The organism is Enterobacter sp. DN (assembly GCF_046054285.1).
GTDB classification, from domain to species: Bacteria; Pseudomonadota; Gammaproteobacteria; order Enterobacterales; family Enterobacteriaceae; genus Enterobacter; species Enterobacter hormaechei_C.
This window is the reverse complement of the sequence record NZ_JBJJTG010000002.1, coordinates 198640-214460: the sequence shown is the minus strand read 5'-3', so window position 1 is coordinate 214460 and position 15821 is coordinate 198640. Positions and strand designations below refer to the sequence as shown.

Sequence of the window (15821 nt, the reverse complement as noted above, 5' to 3'; positions counted from 1 at the left end):
TCTATGAGTGAATTTTCCCAGACAGTCCCCGAACTGGTTGCCTGGGCCAGGAAAAACGATTTCTCCATCTCGCTGCCGGTAGACAGACTCTCATTCCTGCTGGCGGTTGCGACGCTAAACGGCGAACGCCTGGATGGCGAAATGAGTGAAGGCGAACTGGTGGATGCGTTCCGCCACGTCAGTGATGCGTTTGAGCAAACCAGCGAAACCATTAGCGTGCGTGCCAACAACGCAATCAATGATATGGTGCGTCAACGTCTGCTGAACCGCTTTACCAGCGAGCAGGCGGAAGGAAACGCCATCTATCGTCTTACGCCACTGGGCATTGGCATTACCGACTATTACATCCGCCAGCGCGAATTTTCCACGCTGCGTCTCTCCATGCAGCTCTCTATTGTTGCAGGCGAGCTGAAGCGTGCCGCCGACGCGGCTGATGAAAACGGTGACGAATTCCACTGGCATCGCAACGTTTACGCGCCGCTGAAATATTCGGTTGCAGAGATTTTCGACAGTATCGATCTGACTCAACGTCTGATGGACGAACAGCAGCAGCAGGTGAAAGACGATATCGCTCAACTGCTTAATAAAGACTGGCGTGCGGCCATCTCCAGCTGTGAACTCTTGCTGTCAGAAACGTCGGGTACGCTGCGTGAGTTGCAGGATACGCTGGAGGCGGCGGGAGATAAGCTACAGGCCAATCTGCTACGCATTCAGGACGCGACGATGGCGCACGACGATCTGCATTTTATCGACCGTCTGGTGTTTGATTTGCAGAGCAAGCTTGACCGCATTATCAGCTGGGGCCAGCAGTCGATCGACCTGTGGATCGGTTACGACCGCCACGTGCATAAATTTATCCGTACCGCCATCGATATGGATAAGAATCGCGTCTTTGCTCAACGTCTGCGCCAGTCGGTACAGACCTACTTCGATGCGCCGTGGGCGCTGACCTACGCCAACGCCGATCGTCTGCTGGATATGCGCGACGAAGAGATGGCGCTGCGTGATGAAGAGGTCACCGGTGAACTGCCGCCGGATCTGGAATACGAAGAATTTAACGAAATTCGCGAGCAGCTTGCGGCGATGATCGAAGAACAGCTTGCTGTCTACAAAACCAGACAAGCACCGCTGGATCTTGGCCTCGTGGTACGCGACTATCTGGCGCAGTATCCGCGCGCGCGCCACTTCGATGTTGCCCGCATTGTTGTAGACCAGGCGGTGCGCCTGGGCATCGCACAAGCCGATTTCACCGGACTGCCGCCGAAGTGGCAGCCGATTAACGATTACGGAGCCAAGGTACAGGCGCATGTCATTGACAAATATTGAACACGTGATGCCAGTTAAGCTGGCACAGGCGCTGGCGAATCCGTTGTTTCCGGCGCTGGACAGCCAGCTGCGTGCCGGTCGTCACATTGGCCTTGACGAGCTGGATAATCACGCCTTTTTGATGGACTTTCAGGAGTACCTGGAAGAGTTTTACGCTCGCTATAACGTTGAGCTGATCCGCGCGCCGGAAGGGTTTTTCTACCTGCGTCCGCGCTCTACCACGCTTATTCCGCGCTCGGTGCTTTCCGAACTGGATATGATGGTCGGCAAAATTCTCTGCTACCTCTATCTCAGCCCGGAACGTCTGGCGAATGAAGGGATCTTCACCCAGCAGGAGCTTTACGATGAGCTGCTGTCGCTGGCGGATGAAAGCAAACTGCTCAAGCTGGTGAATAACCGCTCAACGGGGTCCGATCTGGACCGTCAGAAATTACAGGAAAAAGTTCGCTCTTCCCTGAACCGTCTGCGCCGTCTGGGAATGGTCTGGTTCATGGGGCACGACAGCAGCAAGTTCCGTATTACCGAATCGGTCTTCCGCTTTGGCGCCGACGTGCGTGCGGGTGACGATGCGCGTGAAGCGCAGCTGCGCATGATCCGTGACGGTGAAGCGATGCCGGTGGAAAACCATTTGCAGCTCAATGATGAGCACGAAGAGAATCAGCCGGATAGCGGGGAGGAAGAGTAATGATTGAACGCGGTAAATTTCGCTCACTAACGCTGATTAACTGGAACGGCTTCTTTGCCCGAACCTTCGATCTGGATGAGCTGGTGACAACGCTCTCCGGCGGTAACGGGGCGGGTAAATCCACCACCATGGCGGCCTTCGTGACGGCGCTGATCCCTGACCTGACCCTGCTGCACTTCCGTAACACCACCGAAGCGGGCGCCACGAGCGGCTCCCGCGATAAAGGTCTGCACGGTAAGCTGAAAGCGGGCGTCTGTTATTCCGTACTGGACGTGATCAACTCCCGTCATCAGCGCGTGGTTGTAGGCGTGCGCCTGCAACAGGTTGCCGGTCGCGACCGTAAAGTAGATATCAAACCGTTTGCGATCCAGGGGCTGCCAACCTCCGTACAGCCGACCGCGCTGCTGACGGAAACCCTGAATGAACGTCAGGCGCGCGTCCTCACGCTCCAGGAGCTGAAAGACAAGCTGGAAGCCATCGAAGGCGTGCAGTTTAAGCAGTTTAACTCCATTACCGACTACCACTCTCTGATGTTCGATCTCGGTGTGGTAGCCCGTCGTCTGCGCAGCGCGTCAGATCGTAGTAAATACTACCGTCTGATTGAAGCCTCCCTGTACGGCGGTATCTCCAGCGCCATTACCCGCTCCCTGCGCGACTACCTGCTGCCGGAAAACAGCGGCGTGCGTAAGGCTTTCCAGGATATGGAAGCCGCGCTGCGTGAAAACCGCATGACGCTGGAAGCGATTCGCGTCACACAGTCTGACCGCGACCTGTTTAAGCACCTGATCAGCGAAGCCACCAACTACGTGGCGGCGGACTATATGCGCCACGCCAACGAGCGCCGTATTCATCTCGATCAGGCGCTGGAATACCGCCGCGAGCTGTTTACCTCTCGCAAACAGCTGGTGGCCGAGCAATATAAGCATGTCGAAATGGCGCGCGAACTGGGCGAGCACAACGGTGCGGAAGGGGATCTGGAAGCCGATTACCAGGCTGCCAGCGATCATCTGAACCTGGTGCAGACCGCGCTGCGTCAGCAGGAAAAAATCGAGCGCTATGAAGCCGATCTGGATGAGCTGCAAATACGTCTTGAAGAGCAAAATGAAGTGGTGGCCGAAGCCGCCGATTTGCAGGAAGAGAACGAAGCCCGCGCGGAAGCCGCCGAGCTGGAAGTGGATGAGCTGAAAAGCCAGCTCGCTGACTACCAGCAGGCGCTGGACGTGCAGCAGACGCGTGCGATTCAGTACAACCAGGCGTTGCAGGCGTTGCAGCGTGCCAAAGAGCTGTGCCATCTGCCGGACCTGACCCCGGAAAGCGCTGACGAATGGCTGGATACCTTCCAGGCCAAAGAGCAGGAAGCCACTGAGAAACTGCTTTCTCTCGATCAGAAAATGAGCGTGGCGCAAACGGCGCATAGCCAGTTTGAGCAGGCGTACCAGCTGGTGGTGGCGATTAACGGTCCGCTGGCGCGTAACGAAGCGTGGGACGTTGCCCGTGAGCTGCTGCGCGACGGCGTCAATCAACGCCATCTGGCCGAGCAGGTGCAGCCGCTGCGCATGCGCCTGAACGAGCTGGAACAGCGTCTGCGTGAACAGCAGGAAGCCGAGCGTCTGCTGGCGGAATTCTGCAAGCGTCAGGGTAAAAATTACGATTTCGACGAGCTTGAGGCCCTGCACCAGGAGCTGGAAGCGCGTATTGCGGCCCTGTCCGATACCGTATCGAACGCCAGCGAACAGCGCATGACGCTGCGTCAGGAGCTGGAACAGCTTCAGTCCCGTTCGAAGACGCTCTTACAGCGTGCGCCGATCTGGCTGGCCGCACAAAGCAGCCTGAACCAGCTCAGCGAACAGTGTGGCCAGGAGTTTTCCTCCAGCCAGGACGTCACCGAATACATGCAACAGCTGCTGGAGCGCGAGCGTGAAGCGATTGTTGAGCGTGACGAAGTGGGTGCGCGCAAGCTTGACGTCGATGAAGAGATTGAGCGTTTAAGCCAGCCTGGCGGCTCAGAAGATCCGCGCCTGAATGCCTTAGCCGAGCGTTTCGGCGGCGTGCTGCTGTCTGAAATTTACGACGATGTCGGCCTGGACGATGCGCCGTACTTCTCCGCGCTGTACGGTCCATCCCGTAACGCGATTGTGGTGCCTGATCTGTCGCTGATTTCGGACCAGCTTGCAGGGCTGGAAGACTGCCCGGAAGATCTCTACCTCATCGAAGGGGATCCGCAGTCGTTTGATGACAGCGTATTCAGCGTCGACGAGCTGGAAAAAGCGGTGGTGGTGAAAATCGCCGATCGCCAGTGGCGCTATTCGCGCTTCCCGGAACTGCCGCTGTTTGGCCGCGCCGCGCGTGAAAACCGTATTGAAAGCCTGCACGCCGAGCGCGAAACGCTTTCTGAGCGTTTTGCAACCCTGTCGTTTGATGTTCAAAAAACGCAACGTCTGCATCAGGCGTTCAGCCGCTTTATCGGCAGCCACCTGGGCGTTGCCTTTGAGCCCGATCCGGAAGCTGAAATCCGCAAGCTCAACACCCGCCGTGGTGAGCTGGAGCGTGCGCTTGCCAGCCATGAAAATGACAACCAGCAAAGCCGCGTGCAGTTCGAGCAGGCGAAAGAGGGCGTTGCGGCCCTTAACCGCATCCTGCCGCGCCTGAACCTGCTGGCGGACGATACGCTCGCCGACCGCGTGGACGAAATTCAGGAACGTCTGGACGAAGCGCAGGAAGCGGCGCGCTTTGTGCAGCAGCACGGCAATCAGCTGGCAAAACTGGAGCCGATGGTTTCCGTTCTCCAGAGCGACCCGGAACAGTTTGAGCAGTTAAAAGAGGATTATGCCTGGTCACAGCAGGTGCAGCGCGAAGCGCGTCAGCAGGCGTTTGCCCTGACGGAAGTGGTGCAACGTCGCGCACACTTCGGCTACTCCGATTCAGCAGAAATGCTGAGCGGGAACAGCGATCTTAATGAAAAGCTGCGCGAGCGTCTTGAGCAGGCCGAAGCAGAGCGTACGCGCGCCCGTGAAGCGATGCGTACTCACGCCGCACAGCTGAGCCAGTACAGCCAGGTCATGGCCTCGCTGAAAAGCTCCTTCGACACCAAGAAAGAGCTGTTAAACGATCTGCATAAAGAGTTGCAGGACATCGGCGTGCGCGCCGACAGCGGTGCAGAAGAGCGGGCGCGTATTCGCCGCGATGAGCTGCATGCTCAGCTCAGTAACAACCGCGCGCGTCGTAATCAGCTGGAAAAAGCGCTGACCTTCTGTGAAGCAGAGATGGACAACCTGACGCGACGCCTGCGCAAGCTGGAGCGTGACTATCACGAGATGCGTGAACAGGTTGTGACCGCGAAGGCGGGGTGGTGCGCGGTGATGCGCATGGTGAAAGATAACAACGTGGAGCGTCGTCTGCATCGTCGCGAGCTGGCGTACCTGTCAGCCGATGAACTGCGCTCTATGTCGGATAAGGCGCTGGGCGCGCTGCGTCTGGCGGTGGCGGATAACGAACACCTGCGCGACGTGCTGCGTATGTCCGAAGATCCGAAGCGTCCTGAGCGCAAAATTCAGTTCTTCGTGGCGGTTTATCAGCACTTACGCGAGCGTATTCGTCAGGACATCATCCGTACCGACGATCCGGTGGAAGCGATCGAACAGATGGAGATCGAGCTGGGCCGTTTGACGGAGGAGCTGACTTCCCGTGAACAGAAGCTGGCGATCAGCTCCCGCAGCGTGGCGAACATCATTCGCAAAACCATTCAGCGCGAGCAGAACCGTATCCGCCAGCTGAACCAGGGCCTGCAAAGCGTGTCGTTTGGCCAGGTCAACAGCGTGCGGCTGAACGTGAACGTGCGTGAGGCGCACTCCACGCTGCTGGACGTATTGTCTGAACAGCACGAACAGCATCAGGATCTGTTCAACAGTAACCGCCTGACCTTCTCTGAAGCGCTGGCGAAGCTATATCAGCGTCTGAATCCGCAGATTGACATGGGCCAGCGTACGCCGCAAACCATCGGCGAGGAGCTGCTGGACTACCGCAACTATCTGGAAATGGAAGTTGAGGTTAACCGTGGCTCAGACGGCTGGCTGCGCGCGGAATCCGGTGCGCTCTCTACCGGTGAAGCCATCGGTACCGGTATGTCGATTCTGGTGATGGTGGTGCAGAGCTGGGAAGATGAAGCGCGTCGTCTGCGCGGCAAAGACATCTCACCATGCCGTCTGCTGTTCCTCGATGAAGCCGCGCGTCTCGACGCCCGCTCCATCGCCACGCTGTTTGAGCTTTGCGAGCGACTCGATATGCAGCTCATTATCGCGGCGCCGGAAAACATCAGTCCGGAAAAAGGGACAACCTATAAGCTGGTGCGTAAGGTGTTTCAGAACAGTGAACACGTACACGTCGTGGGCCTGCGTGGTTTCGCCCCGCAGCCACCGGAGTCTTTACCGGGCACGGCTGACGCCTCTTAACGCGGGGTGTGATAAAGGGCGGCGCTCAGGCGCCGCTTTTTTTATTCACTTAACTTGTGTTCAGGGCTGCGTTATCTTTAAACTTCTTTACATAAGGTAAGGCAGCAGCGAGTATGCCTTTCTATACTGAAGGAAAGCTCCAGAATAATGGGCATGTCGTGAAAAACAGGGGGCAAGGGATGTTGCTTAAGAAAAATCGTGGTCGTCAGCTGTCTGCGCTGAGTTTGTGCCTGACAGTGATGTTTGCTCCACTGTTTACCGCTCAGGCCGATGAGCCTGAAATTGTACCGACTGACAGCTCCGCGACGATGGGCGCGCAGCCGACGTCGCTGTCACAACCGCTGGATCAGTCTCCGGCGACGGCCATCATGGCCGGCATTAAACCGCTGCCGGAAGGCATCGATACTGAATCATTACGCCAGCAGCTTATGACCGGCCTGCCCTCGGGCTATACTCCCGCTTATATTAACCAGCTCACGCTGCTTTACGCTGCGCGCGATATGAAACCGATGTGGGAAAATCGCGAGGCGGTACGTGCCTTCCAGCAGCAGCTGGCTGAAGTGGCGATTGCAGGTTTTCAGCCGCAGTTCACGACCTGGGTTGAACTCCTGACCGACCCTGCTGTTACCGGACAGGCGCGTGACGTGGTGCTGTCTGATGCCATGATGGGCTACTTACAGTTTGTGGCGGGGATTTCGGTGAACGGCAACCGCTGGTTATACAGCAGTAAACCGTACAAGCTGGCGACGCCTGCGCTGTCCGTCATTAATCAGTGGCAGCTGTCGCTGGATAACGGCGAACTGCCGCGCTTTATCGCAAGCCTTGCGCCTGCCCATCCGCAATATGCCACGATGCATCAGTCGCTTCTTGAGCTGGTTGCGGATTCCCGCCCGTGGCCTCAGCTGCGTGGCACCACAACGCTGCGTCCGGGGCAGTGGAGCAGCGATGTGCCTGCGATCCGCGAAATTATGAAACGCTCCGGCATTCTTGACAGCGGCCCTAAAATTGCTCTGCCCGGTGACGAGACGCAAAATGCGGTCGTCAGCCCGTCGGCGCCGGTAAAAGAGAAAACGGCCGTTGCGTTGAGCAATAAGCCCGCCGCTTACGATCGCGAGCTGGTCGCCGCAGTGAAGCAGTTCCAGGCCGCGCAGGGGCTTGGCGCTGACGGCGTGATTGGTCCATCTACTCGCGACTGGCTGAACGTCTCTCCGGCCCAGCGGGCAGGGGTGCTGGCGTTGAATATCCAGCGCTTGCGCTTGCTGCCGGGCACGTTATCCACCGGCATTATGGTCAACATTCCGGCGTACTCCCTGGTCTACTATCAGGACGGTAGCGAAGTGCTGGCGTCCCGCGTGATTGTCGGCCGACCTGACCGTAAAACGCCAATGATGAGCAGCGCGCTGAATAACGTGGTGGTTAACCCGCCGTGGAACGTGCCGCCGACGCTGGCGCGCAAAGATATCCTGCCTAAGGTCTGGAATGACCCGGGTTATCTGGAGCGACACAACTATACGGTGATGCGGGGCTGGAACAGCAAAGAAGCGATTGACCCCTGGATGGTCGACTGGTCAACGATTACGCCTTCGAACCTGCCGTTCCGTTTCCAGCAGGCACCGGGCGCACATAACTCGCTGGGACGTTACAAATTCAATATGCCAAGTTCGGACGCTATCTACCTGCATGATACCCCGAACCATAATCTGTTTCAGAAAGATGCACGCGCGCTCAGCTCGGGCTGTGTCCGCGTGAATAAGGCCTCCGAGCTGGCGAATATGCTGTTGCAGGATGCAGGCTGGAACGATACGCGGATATCAGATGCCCTGAAGCAGGGGGATACGCGTTACGTCAATATTCGCCACAATATTCCGGTCAATCTTTACTATCTGACGGCGTTTGTAGGCGCGGACGGACGCACCCAGTATCGTACAGATATTTACAATTATGATCTGACAGCGCGATCCGGCGCACAAATTTTGCCAAAAGCGGAACAATTAATCAGGTAAATGAAGTAGTTCGGTAAAAATGATTGTCGTAAGTTATGGTGAATATGAGGCGATCTGTCTGCAAGCCGCGTATTCACTGGGGTTGGGCGCCTTGACGTAGCAAGCTTTGCCAGTTATGGTGCCCTTCGTGCGCTAAGCATATTGACAATTTCTTTTACCTGTAGACCTGATTATCATGGACAAATTTGACGCTAATCGCCGCAAATTGCTGGCGTTAGGTGGCGTTGCGCTGGGCGCAGCAGCCATCCTTCCGACGCCAGCATTTGCCACCCTCTCGACACCTCGTCCGCGTATTTTAACGCTCAACAATCTGCATACTGGTGAGACGCTTAAAGCGGAATTTTTCGATGGCAGAGGCTATATTCAGGATGAATTAGCAAGACTCAACCATTTTTTCCGTGATTTCCGCGCGAATAAAATCAAAGCCATCGACCCTGGATTATTCGATCAGCTTTACCGCTTGCAGGGACTGCTGGGGACCAAAAGGCCGGTGCAACTCATTTCTGGCTATCGCTCTCTGGATACCAACAATGAACTGCGCGCCCACAGCCGTGGGGTAGCGAAAAAAAGCTATCACACTAAAGGGCAGGCGATGGATTTCCATATTGAAGGCGTTTCGTTAGCCAATATTCGCAAAGCGGCGTTATCTATGCGCGCAGGTGGTGTAGGATACTACCCACGTAGCAACTTTGTGCATATTGATACCGGGCCGGTTCGGCACTGGTAATAACGAAACACAGGAGCAGTATGAACTATCGTATTATTCCGGTTACCGCGTTCTCACAGAACTGTTCATTGATCTGGTGTGAACAAACTAAACTGGCCGCGCTTGTCGATCCCGGTGGAGACGCCGGGACAATCAAGCAGGAAGTCGCTGCCAGCGGTGTAACGCTGATGCAGATTTTACTCACCCATGGCCATCTCGACCATGTGGGTGCAGCGGCAGAACTGGCTGAACACTACGGTGTGCCGATTATCGGCCCGGAAAAAGAAGATGAGTTCTGGCTTCAGGGGCTACCTGCCCAAAGCCGTATGTTTGGTCTGGATGAGTGTCAGCCACTGACACCGGACCGCTGGCTGAACGAAGGCGATCGCGTTAACGTAGGGAATGTAACTTTACAGGTGTTGCATTGCCCCGGGCATACGCCCGGCCATATTGTCTTCTTTGATGACGTGTCGCGCCTGCTGATTTCCGGTGACGTGATTTTCAAAGGGGGCGTAGGACGCAGTGATTTCCCACGCGGCGATCACGGTCAGCTGATTCAGTCGATTAAGCAGAAGTTATTGCCGTTAGGTGATGATGTGACGTTTATCCCTGGACACGGACCGATGTCGACGCTGGGCGATGAGCGGTTGCATAACCCGTTCCTTCAGGATGAAATGCCTGTCTGGTAAACCCGGTAAAATAAAAAAGCCTGCGCGATGCAGGCTTTTTTTATGGGTGCAGGTTACAGCACCGCGACAATGGCTTCGCACAGCGGCGCCATGTTGTCAGGCGTCATACCTGCAACGTTCACGCGGCCAGAGGCAACGGCATACACGCCAAACTCTTCACGCAGGCGCAGCACCTGCTCTTTGGTCAGGCCGCTGAAGGAGAACATGCCGTTCTGCTTGATGATGAAGCTGAAGTCACGGTCAGCGCCTTTCTCAGCCAGCGTGTTCACAAACAGCAGACGCATGCGCTGAATGCGCTGACGCATATCGTTCAGCTCTTGCTCCCAGATTGCGCGCAGCGCATCGTTGCTCAGGATCGTCGCGACCACAGACGCACCGTGTGCCGGTGGGTTAGAGTAGTTAGCGCGGATCACGGACTTCATCTGGCTGAATGCGCGATCGACGGTTGCTTCGTCAGCAGCCACCAGCGTACAGGCGCCGACACGCTCGTTATACAGACCAAAGTTCTTGGAATAGGAGCTTGCGACAATCAGCTCCTGATGGACGGCGGCGAATGCGCGCAGACCTTCTGCATCTTCTTCCAGACCACGGGCAAAGCCCTGGTAAGCGAAGTCGAACAGCGGCAGCCAGCCTTTTTCAACGGACAGCTTAGCCAGCTGTTCCCACTGCTCAAGCGTAGGATCGATACCGGTTGGGTTATGGCAGCAGCCGTGGAACAGCACCACATCGCCCGCCTGGGCTTCGCTCAGGCTGGCCAGCAGACCGTCGAAATCCAGCGCGTGGTTTGCCGCGTCGTAGTAGGCGTATTCACGCACTTCCAGACCCGCAGAATTAAAAACGCTCTTGTGGTTCGGCCAGCTTGGATTGCTTACCCACACACGCTTCACAGAGGTGTTTTTCGCCAGGAAATCTGCCGCCACGCGCAGTGCGCCGGTACCGCCTGGGGTCTGCGCCGTGCGGGCGCGTTTTTCGCTCACAATGGTGCTGCCTTTGCCGAACAGCAGCTCCTGGGTGCAGCGACCAAATTCAGGGATACCATCAATACCGAGGTAGTTTTTGGTGGTTTCGTTTTCCAGCAGATACTGCTCAGCTTTTTTGACGCTGGTCAGTACCGGAGTTTTGCCGGTTTCATCTTTATATACACCAATACCCAGGTTGATTTTGCCAGGGCGGTCGTCGGCACGAAACAGATCGGCCAGGCCCAGAATTGGGTCGGCAGGAGCGGCAGTAATGTTCTCAAACATGACGAAGTTCCATTGTGATTACAGAAGTGAAATCCGCTATCAGGTTAACGGTAGATTTACAAAATGCCAACCGTTTGCGACGAAAAGCGTGCGGCTTTTCAAAAGTCGCTATTATTTTCTCTCAGGAATAAAAAAACAGGGCCGAAGCCCTGTTCATTAAGCATATAACAACGAGGTGTGCTGATTAGAACTGGTAAACCAGACCCAGAGCCACGATATCGTCGTTGTTGATGCCCAGCTTGTTGTCGTCTTTCAGCTGGTTGATCTGATAGTCAACATAGGTAGACATGTTTTTGTTGAAGTAGTATGTCGCACCAACGTCGATGTAGTTGATGTAGTCTTCGTCACCGATACCTTCTACGTCTTTCGCTTTAGATTTGTAGTAAGCGATGGATGGACGCAGACCGAAGTCGAACTGGTACTGAGCGACGACAGAGAAGTCCTGAGACTTGTTAGCGAAACCACGGCTGCCCAGACGCGCTGCGTTACGCATTTCGCCATAAATAGCTGCCAGGTAGATGTTGTTCGCGTCATATTTCAGGCCGGTTGCCCACTGTTCAGCTTTGTCACCTTTACCCCATTCCAGCGTCTGCTGGTTGTTGGTACGGTCAGCTGCACCATAAGCACCCACAATGCCGAAACCGTCGAAATCATAGCTCAGAGAGGTTGCCCAGCCGTCACCGTTGGAACGTACTGCGTCATCACGTTCATTTTTGCCCAGGTACTGAACACCAAAGTTCAGACCGTCAACCAGGCCGAAGAAGTTGCTGTTACGGTAAGTCGCCAGACCACCCGTACGGCCTGCGAAGAAGTTATCGCTCGCGCCGGTGTCGCCGCCGAACTCAGGCAGCATATCGGTGATGCCGATTGCGTCATAGACCAGACCGTAGTTACGACCGTAGTCGAAGGAGCCTGCGTCACCAAATTTCAGACCTGCGAATGCCAGACGGGTTTTGTTGCCGTTCTGTGCATCGCCACCTTCAGAGTTGTTACCCTGGAAGTTGTATTCCCACTGACCGTAGCCAGTCAGCTGATCGTTGATCTGAGTTTCACCTTTGAAGCCCAGACGCGCGTAAGTGTTGTCGCCATCGTTGCCCGCGTAATCAGAGAAGTAATGCAGGCCAACTGCTTTCCCGTAAAGATCTAATTTGTTGCCGTCTTTGTTATAGATTTCAGCAGCGTTTGCTGCACCGGCTACCAGCAGGGCAGGGACTACCACTGCCAGGATATTGCGCTTCATCATTATTTATTACCCTCATTGGTTTTTTTATGACACTCGCCACTGCCGCCAATAAATTCTGTCAATAAATATTTCCGGAACTATTGATGAGAGTTAGGTGTCTTTATGTGTCTGACAGGCATCTTTCCATTCATAGAACCGTTTCGCTACACTGAAAGTGCTACAATCTTCAAGATTCAGTTACCAAAAGAAAATATGTGTAACTAAATATGTATTTTTGGGAACTTTGTGAAGCACCTCAAATTTCAGTGTCGCCTGGCGAATTAAACATCCGCTTTATTCTTATATATATGATTTCCTTATGTTTAATTTAGCTAAAGGCCTTTCGTATAAACAGAAGTTAAACGGCTCATTTTTTCTTATGATCGACAAAAGCCATCCAGATGGCTGTGAAATTGGTTGTTTTTTATGCTAATGCGTAAGAATTGTTTTAAGCGCAATAAGAATGGGGTTATTTTTTTGTCTCAGGATATTTCATGGAAACAAAACGTAACAGGTAGAGGTAATGGCGGGGTTGTGGTTTAAAGACGCTTACTTCTGACTGACGAAAACTGACATTGCAGGATAAAATAATGGCCAGCATTTGCTGGCCATTAATGATTTGGTCGGTTAGAAACTTGCGTTACGCGGTGTGCGTGGGAACGGAATCACATCACGTACGTTCTGAACACCTGTTACGTAAGCAATCAGACGTTCGAAGCCCAGGCCAAAGCCGGAGTGTGGAACGGTGCCGTAGCGACGGAGATCGCGATACCAGCTGTAGTCCGCCGGGTTCAGGCCCATCTCCTGCATACGCGCGTCCAGCACATCCAGGCGCTCTTCACGCTGGGAGCCACCGATGATCTCACCGATGCCCGGCGCGAGGACATCCATCGCGGCAACGGTTTTACCGTCTTCGTTAAGGCGCATATAGAACGCCTTAATGTCTTTCGGATAGTTTTTCACCACAACCGGTGCTTTAAAGTGCTTCTCTGCCAGATAACGTTCGTGCTCGGAGGAGAGATCCACGCCCCAGTAAACCGGGTTTTCGAATTTCTCACCGCATTTTTCCAGGATTGCGACCGCGTCGGTGTAATCCACCTGCGCGAAGGCTGCGGAGACGAAGCGCTCAAGACGGGCGATGGCGTCGTTATCGACACGCTCAGCGAAGAATTTCATGTCGTCTGCGCGCTCTTCGAGAACGGCTTTAAACACGTATTTCAGCATCGCTTCTGCCAGGGCTGCCGCGTCATTTAGATCGGCAAAGGCCACTTCCGGCTCCAGCATCCAGAATTCCGCCAGGTGACGGCTGGTGTTGGAGTTTTCCGCACGGAAGGTTGGGCCGAAGGTGTAGATCTTAGACAGCGCACAGGCGTAGGTTTCACCGTTGAGCTGGCCGGAAACCGTCAGGAAGGCTTCTTTACCAAAGAAGTCTTTGTCGTAATCGACTTTACCTTCCGGCGTACGCGGCAGGTTTTCCATATCCAGCGTTGAAACGCGGAACATTTCACCTGCGCCTTCGGTATCGGAAGCCGTGATCAGCGGAGTAGAAACCCAGAAGTAACCCTGCTCGTCAAAGAAACGATGCAGCGCCTGCGCCAGCGTATGACGCACGCGGGCAACCGCACCAATCAGGTTGGTGCGCGGACGCAGGTGCGCGACTTCACGCAGATATTCGATGCTGTGACGCTTTGCAGCCATCGGGTAGGTGTCAGGATCTTCAACCCAGCCGGTCACTTCCACCGAGGTCGCCTGAATTTCGTAGCTCTGACCCTGGCCCGGAGAGGCCACCACAACACCGGTGACGATCACGGAACAGCCGGTTGTCAGGTGCAGAACGTCATCATTGTAATTGGGCAGAGAATTATTAATGACGGCCTGTACAGGATCAAAGCAGGAACCGTCATAGACGGCGAGGAAGGAGATGCCAGCTTTAGAATCTCGGCGAGTACGCACCCATCCGCGCACGGTGACCTCCTGGTCAACGGCGACACGGCCCTGGAGTACGTCGGCTACAGGCACAACGCTCATAATATTCTCTCTGTTAATAGTCGGAAAAAATAAACACTTGTCCGCCCTTATAGGGGGGATATCTATGTTACCTGCCATCCGCTATCAGACAAGTAAATTTCACCGTCTTATGAGAAGAAATAAGAAATTAATAAGAGAAGGGGAGCCATGAAGGCTCCCCCGAAGCCGTTAACTGGCTTTTTTAACCTGAGGCAGATCGAAGGCTTTACGTAATGCGCGGACAAACGCTTTGTCATGGCAGATGGTTTTGCCCGGACTGTCGGAGAGCTTCGCGACCGGCTTACCGTTACATTCCACCAGTTTTATGACGATGTTCAGCGGTTTCACCTGAGGAATATCACAGGTTAACCGCGTACCAATCCCGAAACTCAGGTTCACCCGCGATGAGAAATGGCGATAAAGGTCGACGGCTTTCGCCAGGTCAAGGTTATCGGAGAAGACCAGCACCTTACTCATGGGGTCGATGCCCAGTTTTTCGTAATGGGCGATGGCTTTCTCACCCCATTCAACCGGGTCCCCGGAATCATGGCGCAAACCCTGGTAGCGTTCGGCAAACTCAGGGCCAAAGTCGCGCAGGAACGCGTCCATGGTAATGCAGTCGGTAAGGGCAATACCCAGCCGATCCGGGTATTCCTTTAGCCACGCGGCGAGGGCGGCGCGCTGGCTGTTGGCAAGGTCAGGGCTGATCTGCTGGTGCGCCTGGAACCATTCGTGCGCCTGGGTGCCCATAGGCGTTAAATCAAGGCGACGTGCCAGATCGTAGTTACTGGTGCCAACGAACCACGGCTCCTGTTGCAGACGTCTGACAATGGCTTCCTGAACCTCGCGAGAGAAGCGGCGGCGCGTGCCAAAGTCCATCAGACGGAATCGGGACATATCCAGCCCTTCGGTCAGTCTGGAAAACTCAACGAGTTTATTCTCCAGAGCGGCAACCGCCTGCGTCACACCGGTTTCAGGGGAGCGATAGCGGTGGGCCAGCTCGCTGATCACGGCCAGAAGCGGCACTTCCCACATGATCACCTCACGCCACGGGCCGGTCAGACGAATGTCCAGCTTGCCGTTATCATTGGTGACGGTGACCTGTTCCGGGTTATAGCGGAACTCACGCAGCCAGTTCAGATAATCCGCTTTAAAGAAAGGCAGGCCTGAAAGCCACTGATATTCGTCATCGGTGAGCGCCAGATGCTGCATGGCCTCGACCTGTTCACGAATGGAATCTGCGTAGATACCCAGCAAGTCGTCACCCCGGCAGCGAAATTCCGCCGCAACATGGACATCATGATAGTGGTGAAACACGGCTTGCTGCATATGCAGCTTGTACGCGTCGGTATCCAGCAACGTATGCAGAACCGGAGAAGCGAATTGAGTCATAGGTGCGCTGTAGCATCCTCTCACGGGAGCGTTTAGTACAATAAACAACTCCGGAGTATACCCTGTTTAGTGATTTATTGAACCCCGATCACAACATAA

10 protein-coding genes are annotated in these 15821 nt (G+C 55.0%); 6 read left to right on the top strand and 4 right to left on the bottom strand.

All coding sequences use genetic code 11. The features are described 5' to 3' along the window. The first annotated feature begins 3 nt into the window (after nt 1-3). From mukF to ACJTMZ_RS05660, 6 genes are all read left to right on the top strand, one after another. Entirely contained in the window at nt 4-1326 is a 1323-nt protein-coding gene (gene mukF, locus ACJTMZ_RS05685) for a chromosome partition protein MukF (RefSeq protein ID WP_015570962.1), read from the top strand. Then, a complete protein-coding gene (gene mukE / locus ACJTMZ_RS05680) occupies nt 1307-2011 on the top strand; it encodes a chromosome partition protein MukE (protein WP_017384823.1) in 705 nt (234 codons plus the stop codon). The genes mukF and mukE overlap by 20 nt, the downstream gene beginning before the upstream one ends. Next, entirely contained in the window at nt 2011-6459 is a 4449-nt protein-coding gene (gene mukB / locus ACJTMZ_RS05675; protein WP_408626882.1) for a chromosome partition protein MukB, read from the top strand. The genes mukE and mukB overlap by 1 nt, the downstream gene beginning before the upstream one ends. A gap of 179 nt (nt 6460-6638) precedes the next feature. Continuing rightward, nucleotides 6639-8462 carry a L,D-transpeptidase gene (ldtD, locus tag ACJTMZ_RS05670; protein ID WP_032647901.1) on the top strand — a complete coding sequence of 608 codons (1824 nt, stop codon included), beginning with the start codon at nt 6639-6641 and terminating at the stop codon, nt 8460-8462. 175 nt (nt 8463-8637) lie between these two features. Further along, nucleotides 8638-9189 (top strand): YcbK family protein, encoded by a 552-nt coding sequence (locus ACJTMZ_RS05665; RefSeq protein WP_003858202.1) that lies wholly within the window; start codon nt 8638-8640, stop codon nt 9187-9189. 20 nt (nt 9190-9209) lie between these two features. Continuing rightward, on the top strand, nt 9210-9857 hold the full coding sequence (locus ACJTMZ_RS05660; RefSeq protein WP_032619969.1) for an MBL fold metallo-hydrolase: 648 nt from the start codon (nt 9210-9212) through the stop codon (nt 9855-9857). A gap of 53 nt (nt 9858-9910) precedes the next feature. Here the strand turns inward: ACJTMZ_RS05660 and ACJTMZ_RS05655 are convergent, their stop codons facing one another. From ACJTMZ_RS05655 to pncB, 4 genes are all read right to left on the bottom strand, one after another. Continuing rightward, nucleotides 9911-11101, bottom strand: a complete 1191-nt coding sequence (locus ACJTMZ_RS05655) for an amino acid aminotransferase (protein WP_017384820.1) — start codon at nt 11099-11101, stop codon at nt 9911-9913. Nucleotides 11102-11285: 184 nt separating this feature from the next. Continuing rightward, nucleotides 11286-12344, bottom strand: a complete 1059-nt coding sequence (ompF, locus tag ACJTMZ_RS05650) for a porin OmpF (RefSeq protein ID WP_017384819.1) — start codon at nt 12342-12344, stop codon at nt 11286-11288. Nucleotides 12345-12950: 606 nt separating this feature from the next. Beyond that, nucleotides 12951-14351 carry an asparagine--tRNA ligase gene (gene asnS, locus ACJTMZ_RS05645; RefSeq protein WP_150391211.1) on the bottom strand — a complete coding sequence of 467 codons (1401 nt, stop codon included), beginning with the start codon at nt 14349-14351 and terminating at the stop codon, nt 12951-12953. Nucleotides 14352-14519: 168 nt separating this feature from the next. Then, nucleotides 14520-15722, bottom strand: a complete 1203-nt coding sequence (gene pncB / locus ACJTMZ_RS05640) for a nicotinate phosphoribosyltransferase (protein ID WP_045344713.1) — start codon at nt 15720-15722, stop codon at nt 14520-14522. Nucleotides 15723-15821 lie beyond the last annotated feature (99 nt).

Excerpts from the sequence above, each read along its gene's own strand:
- mukF (WP_015570962.1), top strand. The coding sequence starts at position 4 with ATGAGTGAATTTTCCCAGACAGTCCCCGAACTGGTTGCCTGGGCCAGG.
- ldtD (WP_032647901.1), top strand. The coding sequence starts at position 6,639 with ATGTTGCTTAAGAAAAATCGTGGTCGTCAGCTGTCTGCGCTGAGTTTG.
- ompF (WP_017384819.1), bottom strand. The coding sequence starts at position 12,344 with ATGATGAAGCGCAATATCCTGGCAGTGGTAGTCCCTGCCCTGCTGGTA.
- asnS (WP_150391211.1), bottom strand. The coding sequence starts at position 14,351 with ATGAGCGTTGTGCCTGTAGCCGACGTACTCCAGGGCCGTGTCGCCGTT.
- ACJTMZ_RS05660 (WP_032619969.1), top strand. The coding sequence starts at position 9,210 with ATGAACTATCGTATTATTCCGGTTACCGCGTTCTCACAGAACTGTTCA.
- ACJTMZ_RS05665 (WP_003858202.1), top strand. The coding sequence starts at position 8,638 with ATGGACAAATTTGACGCTAATCGCCGCAAATTGCTGGCGTTAGGTGGC.
- mukE (WP_017384823.1), top strand. The coding sequence starts at position 1,307 with ATGTCATTGACAAATATTGAACACGTGATGCCAGTTAAGCTGGCACAG.
- pncB (WP_045344713.1), bottom strand. The coding sequence starts at position 15,722 with ATGACTCAATTCGCTTCTCCGGTTCTGCATACGTTGCTGGATACCGAC.
- ACJTMZ_RS05655 (WP_017384820.1), bottom strand. The coding sequence starts at position 11,101 with ATGTTTGAGAACATTACTGCCGCTCCTGCCGACCCAATTCTGGGCCTG.
- mukB (WP_408626882.1), top strand. The coding sequence starts at position 2,011 with ATGATTGAACGCGGTAAATTTCGCTCACTAACGCTGATTAACTGGAAC.